The organism is Pyxidicoccus xibeiensis (assembly GCF_024198175.1).
GTDB lineage: Bacteria > Myxococcota > Myxococcia > Myxococcales > Myxococcaceae > Myxococcus > Myxococcus xibeiensis.
This window is the reverse complement of the sequence record NZ_JAJVKV010000004.1, coordinates 161,178-178,873: the sequence shown is the minus strand read 5'-3', so window position 1 is coordinate 178,873 and position 17,696 is coordinate 161,178. Positions and strand designations below refer to the sequence as shown.

Sequence of the window (17,696 nt, the reverse complement as noted above, 5' to 3'; positions counted from 1 at the left end):
GTCACGACCTGTGTGCGATGCGCCTCCTCACGGTGGGCACCAGGAGGAGGAGCAGCCACCACGCCACGGCCGGGCTCGTCGAGTCGCAGCCGCACCCGGAGTCACCCTCTCCTCCCGGCGTGGGCCCCGGGTCCGTCCTGGGCAGGTTCACGGTGATGACGAAGTCGCACCTGGCGGTGTTGCCCGCCGCGTCCGTCGCGGTGGCGACCACCTGGGTGAAGCCTGGCTGGAAGACGCTCCCGGAGGGAATGCTGAAGGTCACCTCGGGGGTGGACACCGTGTCCGAGGCGGTGGCGACGTTGGTGAAGTCGACGGCCACGGGGCCTTCGCTCTCCACGTTCCGTCCCGGCGAGCACCGCAGCGTGGGCGGGGTGGTGTCGGAGACGTTGACGGCGAAGGTGCAGCTGCGCACCCGGAAGCCGGGCGCGTCGGCAGTGACCTCCACCGTCGTGCTGCCGACGGGGAAGGTGCTCCCGGAGGCGTGGCTGTACTGGATGGGCGTGGATGCGGGGACTCCGTCCGCGAGCACGGCTGGCGGCCACGTCACGTTCGCTCCCAGGGCGCCACCCGCCTCCTGCCGGGGCAGGGAAGGGCACGTCACGGACGCGGGGGCCAGCAGGCGCGGCTCGTAACCGGCGACGCCGTCATCCGCCACCACCAGCAGGTCGCCTCCCACCGGCGTGAGTGCGCGCGGCCGCGAGCTGCCCGAGCCCGGCCACAGGTCCGCCACGCGCAGGGTGCCCTCGGCGGTGCCGTCGCTCCTCCACAGCTCCTCGCCGGTGACGGCATCATCCACCGCGAAGTACAGCTGCTCGTCCACGACGGTGAGCGCGGTGGGCGGGGCGCCGGGCTCCACGCCGTTCGCCGGGCGCGGCGGCCGGATGTCCTTCACCTCGCGGGTGCCCTGGGGCGTGCCGTCCGTGCGCCACAGCTCGCGGCCGCTGGGGCCTTCCGCGACGAAGAACAGCGTCTGTCCCAGGGGCGTCAGCTCGCCTATCACGGAGTCCCCCTCCGCCGGCAGCGGACGGAGGAGCACCGTGCCCGGGACCGTTCCATCCGTCTTCCACAGCTCGTGCCGGGTGGTGGTGACCCGCTTCACGAAGTGGAGCGCGCCCCCGAAGGCGGCGAGCTCGGCTCTGGACACCGCGGGAACGGTGAAGCCGGGGGCCAGGTCCGTCACCCGCATCGTTCCGGCCTCGGTGCCATCGCTCTTCCAGAGGGTCACCCGCGCCGGGTTCTCCTCCACGGCGACGAAGAAGAGCGTGTCCCCCACAGCCACGGCCGTCAGCTTCATGGGGAGCCCGGAGGCCTGCCCCGGCCAGACGTCCTTGACGAGCACGGTGCCGCCGGCCGTTCCATCCGTCCGCCACAGCTCGATGCCGTGCGCGGAGCTGTAGGCCGCGGAGTAGAGCGCTCCCTTGAATGGCACCATTGGCTCGTCCTCGTCCGACACCGAGATGCTCGCGCCGGGCTGCGTATGGGCGACACGGACCGTGCCCGCCTGCGTCCCGTCCGTCTTCCAGAATTGGTTGAGGCCCTCCTTGAACACGAGCTGCCCGCCGAGCTCCACCAGGCCGTGGAGGTTTTGTGACGCCACGGGCTCGGTGAAGCGCACCGTGCCCGCGGCGGTGCCGTCCGTCTTCCAGAGGTCCTCGGAGCCCGCGTCGTTGTCCATCACGAAGTACAGGGCGCCCCTCCACTCCGTGAGATGGCGGGGATTCGAGCTGGCCAGCCCCGGGAGGAAGTCGCGCACCAGCCGTGTGCCCTCTCGCGTGCCGTCCGTCACCCACAGCTCGCGGCCGTGGAGCGCGTCGGTGGCGGCGAAGAAGTACTGCGTCCCCAGGCGCGTGAAGCCCGTCACGCTGGAGCCCTCCGGGCGCGCGGCGATGTCCCGGACGAGCGTGGTGCCCTCGGCCGTCCCATCCGTCTTCCACAGCTCCCGGCCGTGCTGTCCGTCGGTGGCACGGAAGAAGAGCGTCAGCCCGCTGGCGGTGGGGACCGCCTGCTCCGGCAGGGACTCCAGCGCGCCGGGGACGACGTCCTTCACCAGCACGGTGTCCAGGCCGTTGCTCCGCCACAGCTCGCGGCCATGCGTGCCGTCATCCGCGCGGAAGTACAGCAGCCCCGTCGCGCCGCTGCTCCGGAGCTCCAGGGGCATGGAGCCCTCGGCGCCCGGGCGCAGGTCCACGAGCAGGCGCGTTCCCCCCACGGTGCCGTTGCTCGTCCAGACTTCCAGCCCGTGGGTCCCGTCATCCGCGGCGAAGTAGAGGCTGCTGCCCACGGTGGCGAAGCTCACACCGCTGAAGCCCTGGCTCCGGAAGGACTTCAAGAGGACGGTTCCGTCGTCCGTGCCGTCGCTCGTCCACAGCCCGCCGTTGCCGTGGAGCATGTAGAGCCGCCCTCCGACGGCTGTCGCCCAGGTCCGACGCCAGGCTTCCAGCACGCCCAGGCGCCGGACGCGCGTGGTGCCGGCGTCCGTGCCGTCGGTCTTCCACAGCTCGGTGAAGGTCTGCCCGTCTTCCTGCACGACGCTGAAGAAGAAGACCCGGCTGCCCGCGCCGACGATGCTCTCGAGGCGGTGCTGCCCGATGCGGACCGTGCCAGCGTCCGTGCCGTCGGTCTTCCACAGCGAGTACTCGTTATCCGCCACGGAAGCCGAGAAGTAGAGGACGTCTCCCACGGGGGTGAGCTGCCAGGGCTGGCTGCTGAGACGGCCCGGACGGAGGTCCTTCACGCGCGCCGTGCCCTGCGCCGTGCCGTCGCTCTTCCAGAGCTCCGTCCCACCGTCGTCATCGTCGAGGAAGTAGAGCTGGCTGCCGCTGACGACGAGCCGCCCATAGTAGTTCTGCGTCCGCAGCGCGAGCACGTGCACCGTGCCGGCTTCCGTCCCATCGCTCTTCCAGAGCGACTGCGTCTGGGCCATCGGTCCCTGCGCGAAGGGCGTGGCGTTCGCGAAGAAGTAGACGTGGCCGCCGAGTGCCGCCAGGCCCCGGGGGTTGGAGCCCTGCGCCCCGGGGAAGAGGTCCTTGAGGCGCACCGTGCCCTGCGCCGTCCCGTCGCTGACGTACAGCTCCCGGCCCGTGACGCCGTCATCCGCGGCGAAGAAGGCGCGCTCGCCCACCGTCACCAGCTCGCCCGGTGACGACGAAGTCGTTCCCTCGTGGAGGTCCATCGCCACGGCCGAGCCGAGGCCCGTCAGCCCCTGGTGGCTCGTGCCGACGGACAGCGCCTCCGCGTCGTCCTCCCTGGGTTGGGAGCACGCTGCCGTGAGCACCCCTCCGAGCACCGCTCCAACGAGCCACCGCGAGACAGTCGACATGGTCCTCCTCCCCTGGATGAGGAGGGGAGGATACGGCGCGCTCGCGGTGGCCACGTACCACTTAAGGCGAATGCCCCCGATGCGCGGGGGCAGGTAGGGTGAGGGGCACGCCTGTGGGCGGACGTGCCCCTCGCGGCCGCTAGTCCGCGGTGAAGTACAGGTTGTCGAGCAGCAGCCGGTCCGTCACCGCGCCCTGGCCCGCGATGAGCACGAAGGGCGCGCTGACGCTGGTGGGCTGCAGGCCGCCCGCGACGAAGTCCGCCACGGGAATCGCCAGGTGGTGCCACTGGCCGTCGTTCGTGTACCCGTACTTCTTGATGTCGAGCTGCACGCTCCGCGCGGGGTCGTTCATCCCAATCTTCACGTCGGCGAAGCCGGCGTCGTCCGACTTCAGGCTGACGTGCAGCGTCTTCCACGCGCTCAGGTTGCGCGCCGCGTCCCAGTGGACGCCGAGCCCCAGCCACGCCTTGCCCGCATGGGCGAGGGCGTCCGCCGACCGGCCCTCGATGCGCTCGGTGGAGGCTTCAATCGTGACGGTGCTCTCGTAGAGGTAGATGTGCGTGGTGGCGTTGTCGATGACGATGTCCTCGGAGCGGCCGCCCTCGTAGAAGCCCACGCCCAGGCGGGCCTGTCCCTGCTGGTAGGGGAAGGGGCCGGGGAGCAGGTCCGGCTCGGTGCCGCCGTCCGTGCCCCCGTCGGTGCCGCCGTCCGAGCCCGAGCTTCCGGACGTCTGCGTCGAGAAGTACAGGTTGTCGAGCAGCATCTTGTCCGCCGCCGCCCCCTGGCCCGCGATGAGCACGAAGGGCGCGTTGACGGTTCCCAGCGTCAGTCCGCCCGCGACGAAGTCCGCCACGGGAATCGCCAGGTGGTGCCACTGGCCATCGTTCGTGTACCCGTACTTCCTCGCGTCGAGCTGGACGCTCCCGTCGGGGTCGTTCATTCCAATCTTCACGTCGGCGAAGCCGGGGTCCTCCGACTTCAGGCTGACGTGCAGCATCTTCCACGCGTCCATGTTGCGCGGCGTGTCCCAGTGGACGCCGAAGCCCAGCCACGGCTTGCCCCCATGGACGAGCAGGTCCGCGTTGCGGCCCTCCACGCGGTCGGTGGAGGGCTCCATCGTGACGGTGGCCTCGTACAGGTAGACGTGCGTGGTGGTGTTGTCGATGGCGATGTCATCCGTGCGGCCGCCCTCGTAGAAGCCCACGCCCAGGCGGCGCTGTCCCTCCTGGAAGGGGAAGGGGCCCGGGAGCACGTTCGGGTCCGTTCCCGGACCGCCGTCGTTCTGGTTGTTGGGGCCCTGCCCCGAGTAGTCCGGCGTCCCCGGGCTCGGACGGCACCCGGCCAGCAGCGGCAGCAGCAACAGCGCGTATCCCAGCTTCTTCATGGCTTCACCGCCCTCTCCTGACCGTTGGCCGTGCTCAGCAGCACCCAGCCGCCCTTCACCGTGCCGCCCATCTCGACGATGCCCTTGTACGCGGGCGTCACCAGCTCGTACGCAATCGTCCCCGACGCGTCGTACGTCACCGCCTCCGGGAAGTTGTCGAGCACGGACTGGTACGCGCGGATGGCCTGCTCCCGCACCTGGGGCAGCACCTCCTGGGGCGCCAGACCGCTCTGGTAGACGCCCAGCAGGTTGCCGCCCACGTAGAACTGGGCCTCACCTCCCGGTGCCCGCGCGAGCAGCGTCGCCCACGCGTAGAACCCGGCCACGCTGCTGGCGCCGGACTCGATGACCCACTTCGTCTCCTCGCCCGGAGGCGTTCCCGCGAAGGGGTTGTTCGGGTCCTCCAGCACGGACTGGTCCGGGTAGATGCCCTCGTCCGGTCCGTGGAACTGGAGCGTCAGGTCATCCAGCGACTTGCCGTAGACGAACGTCGCGGGGTCGTAGCACCCCGACGTGCCCACCACGGTGGCCAGCAGCACGAGCCACGTCTTCATACCGCCTCCGTTAGAGCGAAAGGATTGCATAGGCTCCCACCTCGTATTCACGGCCCTCGAGCCCCTCGGCCAGGGCCGACGTGCTGAGGCCCTCCGAGTACTGGTCCAGCATCCGCACCAGGCCGCGCAGGCCGAAGCGCGTGGTCACCGCGCCGAGCACCGGGCGCTTGAGGCCGTAGGACAGATCGCCACCGAGCTGCAGCGGGTACGTCAGGTTGAAGACGCGGTGGTAATCGTACGGGCCCCAGTCGTTCAGGTGCACCTGCGCCGTGAAGAGCACGGTGTCGTACAGCGCCGAGCCGTCCACGCCGTAGCGGTGAATCTGCCGCGCGTCCTCGCCGGGCGACTGCACGCTGCCCACGAAGGCGGTGCCGTACAGCTTCAGGCGCGGCGTCGGGTTGCCCACCAGGCGCAGCGTGGTCTCCCACTCGTCACGCGCGGGAGGCGCGTTGCCGAAGGCCACCGTGCTGCCATCCGCGAGGATGGCGATGCCGGCGTCACGCGACGTCGGCTGCCGCCGGTAGACGATGTCCAGGCCCGCGGCGAAGGGCGCGTCCTCGCGCATCTCCCTGTCCCAGGACCAGAACCACGTGCCGGGCGTCGGGTCGAAGGTGAGCAGCAGCTCGGCGCCCAGCGTCTCGCGGTTGTCGAGCACCGTGAAGGCGTCCGTCAGCACATTCCGGGGCTGCACGCCCGGGAAGTACATGCCGTTCTGGTACGCGTCGTCGATGCGCGGGTTCGGCCCGATGAGGGGCTTCTGGTAGAGCAGGTTCGGCGACACCTGGAAGGTGCCCAGCTGCACCGCCACGCCCGCCTGCCCGGCGTAGTGGTTGCCGCGGCCGCTCTCGCGCAGGCTCCAGCCCGTCAGCACCGTGCGCTGGTCCGGACCGCCGTCCGCCACCAGGCCGCGCACCGACGACTGCACGAACCAGCGCGCCGCGCCCGTGTCGAGCGTGAGCCGCGCCTTCGCGCCGAGCGTGTCCAGGAACTGCACCTTGTCCTGCAGCACCTGGTACCCGCTGTTCATGTAGCTGGGGCCGTCGGTGCGCTCGGTATAGGTGAAGCCCTCCCCGATGCGCTGGGGCGCGGCGAGGATGCCGCCGACCTCCAGGCCCACGGGGCCCCGGTTCCACTCGAAGGTCAGCGCCGTGCGGCGCGCCACGCGCTCGCGGACCACCGCGGCCGTCTGCACCGACGAGCCCCGGGCGATGTCCTCCTGGTGCATCAGCGTCACGTTCAGCGCGCCGAAGCCCTTGCGGTACTTCGCGACGATGGACGGGTTGGCGCCCCAGTACAGCTCCGGGCCCACGGCAATCTTCAGGCCCTCCAGCCCGCGCTTGCCGCTGAACACCACGCCGAAGGGCGCGTTGCCGTGGTAGATGTCGATGTTCGGCCCGTAGTTCGCCTCGCGGTACAGGCCGAAGAAGTCACCTTCCTCCGCCCAGTGGTAGTGGCCCACGCGGTAGAAGCCGTCCAGCGTGAAGTCCTGCCGGTCCAGCTTGAACTCGGCCTGGTACAGCGCGAAGCGCTCCAGGCCCAGCGGCTGGCCGGTGGCCACGCCCTGGGTGGGCACCGGGTTGGCGCCCTGGGTGGGCGGGGGCGTCGGCTGCGTGCCGCGGTTCTCGTAGAAGAGGTTGTTGAGGCGGTTGGTCGCCACGTTGCCCACGACGTTGAACGAGGCGCGCCCGTACACGCCGGAGGCCGGCTGGAGCGCCAGGTCGAAGAAGATGGACTCCGTGTGGTCCGCGGCCACCTGGTTGGCCCGTGTCGTGGCGATGCTGCCCCGCGACATCGAGCTGTCCAGCAAGAGGCGCAGGTTGGACACGCGCACCGCGCTCAGCTCCTCCGTGCGCGCCAGCGCCACGTCGGACACGTAGCTCTTCGACATCTCCGACGGGCGGATGGCGGCGAAGTGCTCGCGGATGCGGTCGGCGTTGGTGGTGTCCGCGTACGGGTTCAGCCGGAAGGCGGCCTGCAGGACGTAGTAGGCCGTGCGCGGCTGCACCCGGGCGATGCCCGCCTCGTCCTCGGGGCCCAGCGCGCAGATGCCGAACCACTCCTCGTTCATGTTGTTCTGGCCTTCGACGAAGTCGGCCGGGTAGCCGCCGTTCGGCCAGGACGCGGTGGTGTCGTGGACGGAGAGGTTGGCCTCCTGGCCCATCTTCCACCAGCCATCCACCCACTGGAACACGAAGCCGCCAATGGCGTTGCCCGCGCGGCCGTGGCCGTAGCTCTGCGCGTAGATCTCCTCCCACTGCTGGCGCAGGTACTCCGCCTGCGCCAGGTGGTCCTCGCGCCCGGCCTTCGCGCTGTACGCGTCCGCGCCGAACTCGGTGAACATCACCGGCTTGTTCAGCTTCTGCAGCACCACGTCGAACAAGTCGCGCGCCGAGGCGCCGCGGTAGACGTTGGTGCCGAAGATGTCCAGCTCCGGCATGTGCCGCGCGATGTGGTCCACGTACTGGACGTCACCGTTGGCGATGGTGACGGGGTGGCGCGTGTCGCGCTTCTTGATGACGCGCACCGCCTCGCCCATCAGCGAGTAGAGCGACTCCGCGCGCGCGGCGTCCTCCTGGCCGGGCAGCGCCTGGATTTCGAACCCCGTCCAGTGCAGGCCGTAGTTGTTCTCGTTGCCCAGCATCCACATCAGCACGCCGGGCGTGTCGCGGTACTTCTCCACCTTGGCCGCCAGGTCCGTGAGCAGCGCGCGCCGGTGGTTGGGGTTGGAGTAGTCCGTGTTGGGCACCATGACGCCGTCCACGTTGGTGCCGTAGCGGCCCATCAGCGGATTGACGACGGTGTAGATGCCGTAGTTGGTGTGGATGTACTCCACCCAGCGCGGGGGGATGTCGTCGAACTGGCGGATGGCGTTGACGCCCATGTCGCGCAGGAGCGTCATCTCGCGCGCCAGCACCGCGCGGATGAAGTCGTCCGGCTGCACCCACAGCGAGTACCGGTAGTTCTCGCCGATGGGCGTGTAGCCCCAGTTCATGCCGAAGACGGGAAAGTCACGCCCGTCCACCTGGAGCTTGAAGCCGCGCTCGTCGCGGTGGACGCGGACGTCCGCCGCCTTGGGCGCCGCGGCCCGGGCCGCCGCCGCGGGTGTGGCATCCAGGGAGGGCGCGGGAGGCTGGGCCGCCACCGGCGCGTCCGGAGCGGGCTGCGCCGCCGGTGCGTCCGCCGCGGGCTGCGTCGCCGGGGGCTCGGTGGTGGCGGGCTGCGCCGCCGTGGGCTCGGTGGGCGCCGGCCCTGCCGCCGTCGGGTTCGCCTGCGTGGGGCCCGTCGTCGCGGCCCCCGTGGGGGCGGGGGTGGGGGTCTGGCCGAGGGAGACGGCCAGGTACGTCACGAAGATGAGTGACTTCATGCCGCTCGCTCCGCATCCAGGCTGTTTTGGGTCACGACTGCGCGGTAGAGGTGGGCGCTGTCCTTGGGGATGCGCTTCTGGGTGGCGTAGTCCACGAAGACGAGCCCGAAGCGCTTCTGGTAGCCGTAGGCCCACTCGAAGTTGTCCATCAGCGACCAGGCGAAGTAGCCGCCGAGCGGCACGCCCTGCTGGATGGCGTCATGCGAGGCCTCCAGGTGCGTGCGCAGGTAGTGCGCGCGCTTGGTGTCGCGCACGCGCCCGTCCGCGTCCGGCCCGGTGGCGTACGCGGCCCCGTTCTCGGTGATGTAGAGGCGCTTCGGGGCGTAGTCCTTGTGCAGCCGGACGAGCAGGTTCGTCAGGCCGCCCGAATACACCTCCCAGTCCATGTCCGTGCGCTCCGGCTCGGCGTGGACGGTGCGGGGGGCGTTCTGCGACTCGGGGATGCGGTCGCTGCGCAGGATGGCGCGCGAGTAGTAGTTCACGCCCAGGAAGTCCGTGGGCACGGCCATGGCCTCCAGGTCGCCCGGGCGCACGAAGTCCAGCGCCTCGGACTTCAGGCGGCCCGCCGCCACGTGGTCGGCGATGACGTCCTTCGGGTAGCCCCGGCCGTAGAGGGGGTCCAGGTACCAGCGGTTGAACGTCCCGTCGAACGCGCGGCACGCGTCCTGGTCCGCCGCGCTGGGCGACGCGGGCTGGGCGGGCACCAGGTTGAGGGTGATGCCCACCTCGGCGTTCTTCACGTTGGAGCGGATGACGGACACCGACTGGCCGTGCGACAGCAGCAGGTGGTGCGCCGCCGCCAGCGCCTGGCTCCAGTCCTTGATGCCGGGCGCGTGCTCGCCGTTGGCGTAGCCCAGCACGCTGATGCACCAGGGCTCGTTGTGCGTAATCCACCGCGTCACGCGGTCGCCGAGCACCTGGCTGACCTCGTCCGCGTACTCGACGAAGGCGCTCACCGTGTCGCGCGCCGGCCAGCCGCCCTTGTCCTGGAGCAGCTGCGGCAAATCCCAGTGGTACAGCGTCACCATGGGCTCGATGCCCGCGGTCAGCAGCCCGTCCACCAGGCGCGAGTAGAAGTCCAGGCCGGCGCGGTTCACCTTGCCGCGGCCCGTGGGGAAGACGCGGGGCCAGGCGACGGAGAAGCGGTATGACTTCACGCCGAGCCAGCGCATGAGCTCGACGTCATCACGCCAGCGGTTGTAGTGGTCGCACGCGACCGAGCCGTCCGTCCCGTCCGCAATCTTGCCCGGGGTGGCGGCGAAGCGGTCCCAGATGGACTCGCCGCGCCCGTCCACGTCGGTGGCGCCTTCAATCTGGTAGGAGGACGTGGCCACGCCCCACAGGAAGTCAGGAGGAAACTGCCGCATTGTCGGGGACTCCTTTTGACGATTCGAGATGGCAGCGGACGCGGTGGTCCGCCGCGGGGAGGTGTTCGGCGGGAAGGGTGTCGTGACAGCGCGCGTCCGCATGGGGACAGCGGGGCGCGAAGGCGCAGCCGTGCCGCGGCATGGGGCCCGCCGAGGCACGGACGGGCAGGGGGGCCCGGAGGAAGTCCGCGCCGTCCGGCAGGGCGGACAGCAAGAGCCGGGTGTACGGGTGGCGCGGCGCGGAGAGCACCTGCGCGGTGGGGCCGGACTCCACGACGCGGCCCGCGTACAGCACCAGGATGCGGTCCGCCAGGTGGCGCGCGCTCGCCAGGTCGTGGGTGATGAAGAGCATGCCGATGCCGTGCTCGCCGCGCGTCAGCCCGCGCAGCAACTGCAGCACGCCCCGGCGGGTGGACACGTCCAGCATGGAGGTGGGCTCGTCCGCGATGATGACGTCCGGCTCCACCGCCAGCGCCCGCGCCACCGCCACGCGCTGGCGCTGGCCGCCGGACAGCTCGTGCGGGAAGCGCCGGGCGAAGGACTCCGGCGGCGTCAGCCCCACCGACTCCAGCAGCGAGTACACGCGCGCCTGGAGGTTGGCCTGCGTGGCGCGCCCGTGGCGCAGCAGGGGCCGCTCCAGGTGGTACGCCACGGTGTGCGCGGGGTTGAGGGACGCGAACGGGTCCTGGAACACCATCTGCACCCGGCCCCGGTACGCGAGCGAGGCGCCCCGCTGCTCGCCCGCGAGCACGTCCACGCCGCCCAGCTGGAGCCGGCCGCCGTCAGGGGAGTCCAGCCGCGCCAGCAGGCGGGCCAGGGTGGACTTGCCGCTGCCGGACTCGCCCACCAGTGCGACGATTTCTCCGCGCTCCAGGGTGAAGGACACGTGGTCCAGCAGCGTGCGGCGCGAGCGCGACAGGAAGCCGCCCACCGGGACACTGCGCGTCAGGTCGGTGACTTCGAGCAGGGGCGTGCTCATCGGGGACCTCCTCCCAGGGCGGTGCGCGGGGGCGTCAGCCCGGCGGCGGCGAGCGCCACGTCCGGCGTCGGTCCGTGCGCGTCCGCGGCGCTCAGGTGCGGGAAGGCCGACAGCAAGAGGCGCGTGTACGGGTGGCGCGCCTCGGTGCGCAGCCGCTCCGAGGTGTCCACCTCCACCAGCTTGCCGCCCTGGAGGATTCCCACCCGGTCCGACAGCGCGAGCAGCAGCGGCAGGTCGTGGGTGATGAAGAGGACCGCGAAGCCCAGCCGGTCCTTCAGCTCGAGCACGCGCTGGAGCAGCTCCTTCTGGACGACGACGTCCAGCGCGGTGGTGGGCTCGTCCATGATGACCAGCTTCGGCTGCAGCGCCAGCGCCAGGGCGATGCCCACCCGCTGGCGCATGCCGCCGGACAGCTGGTGCGGCCACGCGTCCACCAGCCGGGGCTCCAGCCCCACCATGGCCAGCAGCTCCCGCGCGCGGGCATAGGACGCGGTGCGCGACGTGCGCCCGTGCGCGGCCAGGGTGTCGTGGAACTGCTCGCCCAGGGTGAGGATGGGGTTGAGCGCGCTCATCGCGCTCTGGAACACCATGGACACCTGGGCCCAGCGGAAGGCGCGCAGCGAGGGCTCGTCCAGCGCGGTGACGTCCGTGCCGTCGAAGAGGATGCGCCCCTGGGAGATGCGCGCCGCCGACGGCAGCAGGCGCAGCAGCGCGTAGCCGATGGTGGACTTGCCGCTGCCGGACTCGCCGGCCAGGCCGAGCACCTCGCCGGGCGCGATGTCGAAGGACACCGTGTCCACCACCCGCGAGGGGCCGCGCTCCGTCGCGTAGTCGATGCACAGCTCGCGCACGCTCAAGAGCACGCCCGGCGCCTGGGGCTCGGCCTGGGCGGCGGACACCGCGGGGCTCAGCGGCGCCAGCGCCGGCGGCTTGCGCAGCGACGGGTTGGTCAGCTCGTCGATGGCGGAGCTGAGCAGCGTGAGCGAGAAGCCCACCAGGGCGATGCACAGGCCGGTGGGGACGAAGATCCACCACGAGCGCGTCAGGAGCGCCGCGTCGTTGCCGGCCCAGTAGAGGTTGGTGCCCCACGTCACCGAGCCCACGTCGCCCAGGCCCAGGAACTCCAGGCCCACCTGGGCGCCCACCGCGTAGAGCGTGTTGCCGATGAACGACGAGGCCACCAGCGACGCCATGTTGGGCAGCAGCTCGCGCACGACGATGCGGGCCCGGCTCTCACCGGCCACCAGGGCCGCCGCCACGAAGTCGCGGTTGCGCAGCGCCAGCGCCTCGGCGCGGAAGACGCGGGCATTCCACGCCCAGCCGGCCACGGTGAGCACCGCCACCATGCGCAGCGGCCCGGACGGCAGGTACGCGCCCAGGACGATGGCCAGCGGCAGGCCGGGGATGACGAGGAAGATGTTGGTGGTGAGCGACAGCGCGTCGTCCACCCGGCGGCCCAGGTAGCCGGCCGTGATTCCGAGGAGCGCGCCCACCAGCGTGACGAGCGCGCCCACCGCGAAGCCAATCGCCAGCGTCTCGCGCGCGCCCACCACCGTCTGCGCGAGCACGTCCTGGCCCTGGCCCGTCGTCCCGAACAGGTGCGCGCCGGAGGGCGGCTGGTGGGGGCGGCCCACCAGGTCGGTGGGGTCCATCACCAGCCACGGGCCCACCACGGCGAGCACGAGGAAGAACAGCAGGATGCTCCCGCCCACCGCGGCCTTCCGGTGGCGGAGCAGGCTACGGATGGAGTCACGCATGGGCGCGGGTCCTCGGGTCCAGCCAGAGGCAGAGCAGGTCCACGGCGAAGTTGGCGGCCAGCACCGCCAGGGTGATGACCAGGAAGAGCCCCTGCATGAGCGGGTAGTCCTGGTTGCGCACCGCCAGGATGAGCAGGTACCCGGTGCCCGGGTACGAGAAGACAATCTCCGTCAGCAGCGAGCCGCTCAGCACGAAGCCCAGCGCCATGCCGAAGCCGGTGACGTTGGGCAAGAGCGCGTTGCGCGCGGCGTAGCGCAGCATCACCTGCCGCGGCGGCAGCCCCTTGGCGTGCGCCAGCCGGAGCGTGTCCGTGCCCAGCGTGGCCACCATGGTGTTGCGCATGCTCAGCATCCACCCGCCCATCGTCGCCACGACGATGGAGGCCGCCGGCAGCACCGCGTGCCGGGCCACGTCCGTGGCGAAGGCGAACGACAGCGCCGGCTCCAGGTCGTGCGAGTACGCGTGGCGCAGCGGGAACCAGCCCAGGCCGAACCCGAAGAGGTACAGCGCCAGCATGGCCAGCCAGAAGTAGGGGAAGGCCCCCAGGAAGGCGAGCGCGGGCGCCACCACCGTGTCCAGCCACCCGCCCCGGTTCCACGCGGCCAGCACGCCCAGCATGGAGCCCAGCGCGAAGCTGAAGACGACCGCGCACCCGGCCAGCCCCACCGTCCAGATGAGCCCCGTGCCGATGACCTCCGACACGCGCGACGGGTAGTACGCGTAGGACAGGCCCAGGTCGCCCGCGAACAGGTGCCTCAGGTACGTGACGTACTGCACGTGCAGCGGCGCCTCGGTGAAGCCGAAGGCGGCGCGCATGGCGGCCATGGCCTCCGGCTGGATGCGGCCCTCGAAGCGCGCGAACATGGCCGACGCCGGGTCTCCCGGGGCCAGCCGGGGGATGACGAAGTTGAGCGTCAGCGACGCCCACGCCGCCAGCAGGTAGAAGCCGAGCCTCCGCAGGACGTAGCGCATGTCAGGGCTTCCTCGGGGCGAGCTCCGTCAGCACCAGCAGGCTGTCGGGCTCGGCATGGGGAGACAGCCGTGCGTAGGGGTTCTGCGCCGTCGGGAAGCCGGTGAAGCGCTTCGAGTTGGACTCGCCCCAGGACGGGTTGGGGAACAGGGGAATGGCCGGCGCCAGCTCCGAGAAGCGCCGCTGCACCGCCGCCATCAGCGCCTTCTGCTCCTCTGGAGAGACCTCCGTCTCGAAGCGCGTCAGCAGCGCGTCCGCCTCCGGGTCTCCGAAGCGGTGCCAGTTGGACGCCGCCACCTCGCCCAGCGGGCGCACCGTGTGCGAGGAGATGAGCCACTTGTAGAAGGTGTACGGCGTGGGCCCGTCCAGCGACCAGGCGATGGACAGCTGGAACTCGCCCTTCTGCAGGCGGGCCTGCCACGCGCCGAACTCGTACGTCTTGAGGTGCGCGTCCAGGCCCAGCTTGCGCAAGTCCCTCGCCAGCACCTGGCCCGCGCGCACCCAGTCGGACCAGCCGCCCACCACCTCGATGTCGAGCTTCAGCGGCAGGCCGTCCGGCCCGCGCCGCAGGCCGTCCGGGCCTGGCTTCAGTCCCGCCTCGTCCAAGAGCCGCGCCGCCTCCTTCACGTCGTGGCGCACCCACGTGCCGTTCGCGGCCTCCTCGTCGCGCCAGCGGGTGTACGAGTCATTCAGCGCGGTGGAGTCCGCCGGGCGCGTGTAGCCGTACATGGCGATGTCCACCAGCCGCTCGCGGTCCACCCCCATGCTCAGCGCCTTGCGCACCCGCACGTCGTCGAACGGGGCGCGCTTCGTGTTGGGGTAGAGGAAGACGGTGCTGCCGAAGAGCGGGAACCAGCGCGCGTGGTGCTCCGGGTCTTTGGACACGAAGGTGCGGTCCACCGCGGGCACGAAGTTGCCGGCCCAGTCCACGTCGCCCTCCACCAGCGCCAGGTTGGCCTGGTCGTTGGTGGGGAAGGCCAGGAAGCGCAGCGCGTCCACGGCGGGCTTGCCGGGCTGCCAGTAGTGCGGGTTCTTCCCCAGCTCGTACACCTGGTTGCGGAAGACGCGCACCTCGGTGAAGGGCCCGGTGGCCACCGGCTCCGGGTTGGTGAACGTCACCGGGTCGGCGACCTTCTCCCAGACGTGGCGCGGGACGATGGGCTGGTGCGCCAGCTCCGCGAAGCCGGGGATGTAGACGCGCGAGAAGTGAAAGGCCACGGTGTGCGAATCTTCCGCGCGCACGTCCTCGATGAAGCGCCAGATGCCGCCGCCGTCCAGCGCCGCGTGCCGCTTCATGAGCTGGAAGGTGAAGGCCACGTCCTCCGCGTGGAAGGGCCGGCCGTCGGACCAGCGCACGCCCTCGCGCAGCGTGAAGCGCAGGGTGCGCCGGTCCTCGGACCAGGTGTGCCCCGTGGCCAGCCACGGCACCCACTTCCCGGTGGAGGGGGTGTAGATCTCCATGCACTCGTAGACGCCCGCGCGCGTGGGCCAGCGCGAGCCCGCCCCCGCGAACAGCGGGTTGAAGTTACGGACCCAGGCGCTGTGCATCTCCACGGACACGAACAGCGTGGCCGGAGGACGGGGGCGGGACTCCGTCGTGCAGGAAAGCCACAGGACGGACAGCAGCAGCCAGGTCGCGGACTTCACGGGGCGGCCTTGGCGTAGACGCGGACGTAGTCCACCTTCAGCTGCTGCGGGAAGACGGTGGTGCGGTCCACCGGGCCCACGAAGCCGCCGCCCACCGCGAGGTTGAGGATGATGAAGTGCGGATGGTCGAAGACCCACCGCTTCCCGGCGGGCAGGCTCGCGGGCGTCGCCTCGAAGAAGACGTTGCCGTCCACCATCCAGCGGATGCGGTCCGGCTCCCACTCCACCGCGTAGACGTGGAAGTCCTCGTTGAGCCTCGTGCCGCTGATGACGACCTGGCCATGGAGGCTGTCACCGCCGGAGTAGCCCGGGCCGTGCAGCGCACCGGTGGTGATGGACGGCAGCTGGCCCCGGTACTCCATGATGTCGATTTCGCCGCAGTCCGGCCAACCCACGGTGGTGATGTCCGAGCCCAGCAGCCAGAACGCCGGCCACAGGCCGCGCCCCACCGGCTGCTGGAGGCGCGCCTCGAACCGGCCATAGGTGCGCTCGAACTTCCCCTGCGTCTTGATTCGCGCGGAGGTGTAGTCGCGTCCGCCGTAGCGCTCCTTGCGCGCGGTGATGACCAGGTTGCCGTCACCGTCCAGCGCCGCGTTCTCCGTGCGCGCCGTGTCGTACTCCAGCTGCTCGTTGCCCCAGCCCTCTCCTCCTACGTCGTGGGACCAGCGCTCGGCGGAAGGGGGCATGCCCGCGGGTCCGTCGAACTCGTCCTGCCACACCAGCTCCCAGTCGGTGCTCGGCTGGGGGGTGGTGATGGGCGGCGTCTCGGGCTTGTTGGCCCTGTGCGCCGCGGGGTCACACGCGAGGGTCCCCACGGCGGCGAGCCAGGGGAGGAGACGGGCTGAGGTCATGCGGATTTTCCTGCATGTTGGAGTGGGAAGAAGGAGCGGTCGCGCAGCGCCGCCTGCAGCACGAGCGTGGCCGCGCCCACGGCGATGGCGCGGTCTCCCAGGGCGGAGGTGACGATGCGCGTCTCCGCCATGGAGGTGGACAGCGCCCGCTTGCGCACCGACGCGCGAAGCGGGTCCAGCAGCAGGTCTCCCACCGAGGAGATCTCTCCGCCCAGCACGACGATGGCGGGGTTGAGCAGGTTGAGCAGGCCCGCCACGGCGATGCCCAGGTAGTGCCCCAGGCTGTCGATGACCTGGCGCGCGGCCGGCTCACCCGCGCGCGCCCCCTCCACCAGCTCCCGCACCGTGGGCGCCCGGCGCCCCTTGACGCCCATCAGCTCCCGCGCGCGCTCCACCAGCGGCCCGGAGCCGATGAGGGTGACCAGGCACCCGCGCAGCCCGCACACGCACTGCGGCCCCGCGGGGTCCACCGCGATGTGGCCAATCTCGCCGGCGGTGCCGCCGGAGCCACGGTAGACGTCGCCGTGGATGATGAAGCCCGAGCCGATGCCCGTGGCCAGCTTGATGTACGTCAGGTCCTCGCCGCCCACGCCCGCGCCCCAGTAGCACTCCGACAGCGCGCCCAGGTTCGCGTCGTTGTCCACGAACACCGGCAGGCCGAAGGCCGACTTCAAGGACTCCTGCACGTCGTAGTCGCGCCACGCCGGCACGATGAGCGGCGACAGCTTGCCCGGCGCGGACGGGTGCACGGGGCTGGGCACCGCGACGCCCATGCCCACCACCGAGCGCTTCGGCACGCGCTCGGCGTCCAGGCACTCCTGCACCAGCTCGCGCACCTTCTGCAGCGTGCCCTTCGGGTCGTCGCGCACCGCCTGCGGCGCGTGGCGGTGGGCGCGCACCCGGCCGCGCAGGTCGGACAGGACGGCCGTCACGTGCGTGGCGCCCAGCTCCACGCCCACGATGCTGAACGCGTCGTCACAGAAGCCGATGAGGGTGGGCCGGCGGCCGCCCCGGGACACCCCGGCGCCGATGCTGCGCACCAGGCCCGAGTGCTCCAGGTCGGCCACGATGGCCGACACGGTGGACGGGCTCAGCTCCGTCCGCCGGGCTATCTCCGCGCGGGAGATCTGCCGCTCGCGCCAGATCATGTTGAGCAACAGGCTGCTGTTCTGCGCGCGCATGCCCGCCGCGTCGACCGTCATCTCCACCGTTCCCACTCGCATGTGCCTCTCACGCTCCCGTTCCGCCGCGGGGCAGGGGCGTGGGTCCAGTGCCAGTGGATGTCGTCGACGAAGAAGACGAGCGGAGTCGTCCGTCCATCGGCCACCCAACCGACCCCACCCACGACCTTGCCGTCTCGAACGCGGCCAGGGTCGATTGTGTACCGAGTCGGGACCTGGGTCAGGTAGCGCGTTCGCGCCCACCCACGTCCAGGAGAAGCGCTGGTTGCGATGCATGTGCCCCTCCCGAGCGCCGTGGAGACTTCGTTCGTATTCCGAAGGA

The 17,696-nt window shown here is 71.1% G+C and carries 11 protein-coding genes; all 11 read right to left on the bottom strand.

Annotated elements, in window-relative coordinates; all coding sequences use genetic code 11:
• Position 1: 1 nt before the first annotated feature.
• The 11 genes from LXT23_RS18535 to LXT23_RS18485 all read right to left on the bottom strand — a co-directional run bounded on the left by LXT23_RS18535 (position 2) and on the right by LXT23_RS18485 (position 17,416).
• Positions 2 to 3,319, bottom strand: coding sequence for an ELWxxDGT repeat protein (locus LXT23_RS18535; protein ID WP_253981532.1), 3,318 nt, complete (start codon positions 3,317 to 3,319; stop codon positions 2 to 4).
• Between the two features lie 139 nt (positions 3,320 to 3,458).
• Positions 3,459 to 4,703 (bottom strand): hypothetical protein, encoded by a 1,245-nt coding sequence (locus tag LXT23_RS18530; protein WP_253981531.1) that lies wholly within the window; start codon positions 4,701 to 4,703, stop codon positions 3,459 to 3,461.
• Positions 4,700 to 5,257, bottom strand: a complete 558-nt coding sequence (locus LXT23_RS18525; protein ID WP_253981530.1) for a hypothetical protein — start codon at positions 5,255 to 5,257, stop codon at positions 4,700 to 4,702. Before LXT23_RS18525 ends, LXT23_RS18530 begins: the two co-directional genes overlap by 4 nt.
• 10 nt (positions 5,258 to 5,267) lie before the next feature.
• Positions 5,268 to 8,621 carry a glycoside hydrolase family 2 TIM barrel-domain containing protein gene (locus LXT23_RS18520; protein ID WP_253981529.1) on the bottom strand — a complete coding sequence of 1,118 codons (3,354 nt, stop codon included), beginning with the start codon at positions 8,619 to 8,621 and terminating at the stop codon, positions 5,268 to 5,270.
• Positions 8,618 to 9,988, bottom strand: a complete 1,371-nt coding sequence (locus LXT23_RS18515) for a GH1 family beta-glucosidase (protein ID WP_253981528.1) — start codon at positions 9,986 to 9,988, stop codon at positions 8,618 to 8,620. The genes LXT23_RS18520 and LXT23_RS18515 overlap by 4 nt, the downstream gene beginning before the upstream one ends.
• Positions 9,969 to 10,967 (bottom strand): ABC transporter ATP-binding protein, encoded by a 999-nt coding sequence (locus LXT23_RS18510; protein ID WP_253981527.1) that lies wholly within the window; start codon positions 10,965 to 10,967, stop codon positions 9,969 to 9,971. Before LXT23_RS18510 ends, LXT23_RS18515 begins: the two co-directional genes overlap by 20 nt.
• Entirely contained in the window at positions 10,964 to 12,724 is a 1,761-nt protein-coding gene (locus tag LXT23_RS18505; protein ID WP_253981526.1) for an ATP-binding cassette domain-containing protein, read from the bottom strand. Before LXT23_RS18505 ends, LXT23_RS18510 begins: the two co-directional genes overlap by 4 nt.
• Positions 12,717 to 13,697: an ABC transporter permease gene (locus LXT23_RS18500; protein WP_253981525.1), complete on the bottom strand. Its 981-nt coding sequence runs from the start codon at positions 13,695 to 13,697 to the stop codon at positions 12,717 to 12,719. Before LXT23_RS18500 ends, LXT23_RS18505 begins: the two co-directional genes overlap by 8 nt.
• Before the next feature lies 1 nt (position 13,698).
• A complete protein-coding gene (locus LXT23_RS18495; RefSeq protein WP_253981524.1) occupies positions 13,699 to 15,342 on the bottom strand; it encodes an ABC transporter substrate-binding protein in 1,644 nt (547 codons plus the stop codon).
• The gene (locus LXT23_RS18490) at positions 15,339 to 16,193 is read right to left on the bottom strand and encodes a glycoside hydrolase family 16 protein (RefSeq protein WP_253981523.1); all 855 of its coding nucleotides are present in this window, start codon (positions 16,191 to 16,193) and stop codon (positions 15,339 to 15,341) included. Before LXT23_RS18490 ends, LXT23_RS18495 begins: the two co-directional genes overlap by 4 nt.
• A complete protein-coding gene (locus LXT23_RS18485) occupies positions 16,190 to 17,416 on the bottom strand; it encodes an ROK family transcriptional regulator (RefSeq protein ID WP_253981522.1) in 1,227 nt (408 codons plus the stop codon). Before LXT23_RS18485 ends, LXT23_RS18490 begins: the two co-directional genes overlap by 4 nt.
• Between the last annotated feature and the right edge of the window lie 280 nt (positions 17,417 to 17,696).

Coding starts and splice junctions, on each gene's coding strand:
- LXT23_RS18530 (WP_253981531.1), bottom strand. CDS start 4,703: ATGAAGAAGCTGGGATACGCGCTGTTGCTGCTGCCGCTGCTGGCCGGG.
- LXT23_RS18490 (WP_253981523.1), bottom strand. CDS start 16,193: ATGACCTCAGCCCGTCTCCTCCCCTGGCTCGCCGCCGTGGGGACCCTC.
- LXT23_RS18485 (WP_253981522.1), bottom strand. CDS start 17,416: ATGCGAGTGGGAACGGTGGAGATGACGGTCGACGCGGCGGGCATGCGC.
- LXT23_RS18510 (WP_253981527.1), bottom strand. CDS start 10,967: ATGAGCACGCCCCTGCTCGAAGTCACCGACCTGACGCGCAGTGTCCCG.
- LXT23_RS18520 (WP_253981529.1), bottom strand. CDS start 8,621: ATGAAGTCACTCATCTTCGTGACGTACCTGGCCGTCTCCCTCGGCCAG.
- LXT23_RS18505 (WP_253981526.1), bottom strand. CDS start 12,724: ATGCGTGACTCCATCCGTAGCCTGCTCCGCCACCGGAAGGCCGCGGTG.
- LXT23_RS18500 (WP_253981525.1), bottom strand. CDS start 13,697: ATGCGCTACGTCCTGCGGAGGCTCGGCTTCTACCTGCTGGCGGCGTGG.
- LXT23_RS18535 (WP_253981532.1), bottom strand. CDS start 3,319: ATGTCGACTGTCTCGCGGTGGCTCGTTGGAGCGGTGCTCGGAGGGGTG.
- LXT23_RS18515 (WP_253981528.1), bottom strand. CDS start 9,988: ATGCGGCAGTTTCCTCCTGACTTCCTGTGGGGCGTGGCCACGTCCTCC.
- LXT23_RS18525 (WP_253981530.1), bottom strand. CDS start 5,257: ATGAAGACGTGGCTCGTGCTGCTGGCCACCGTGGTGGGCACGTCGGGG.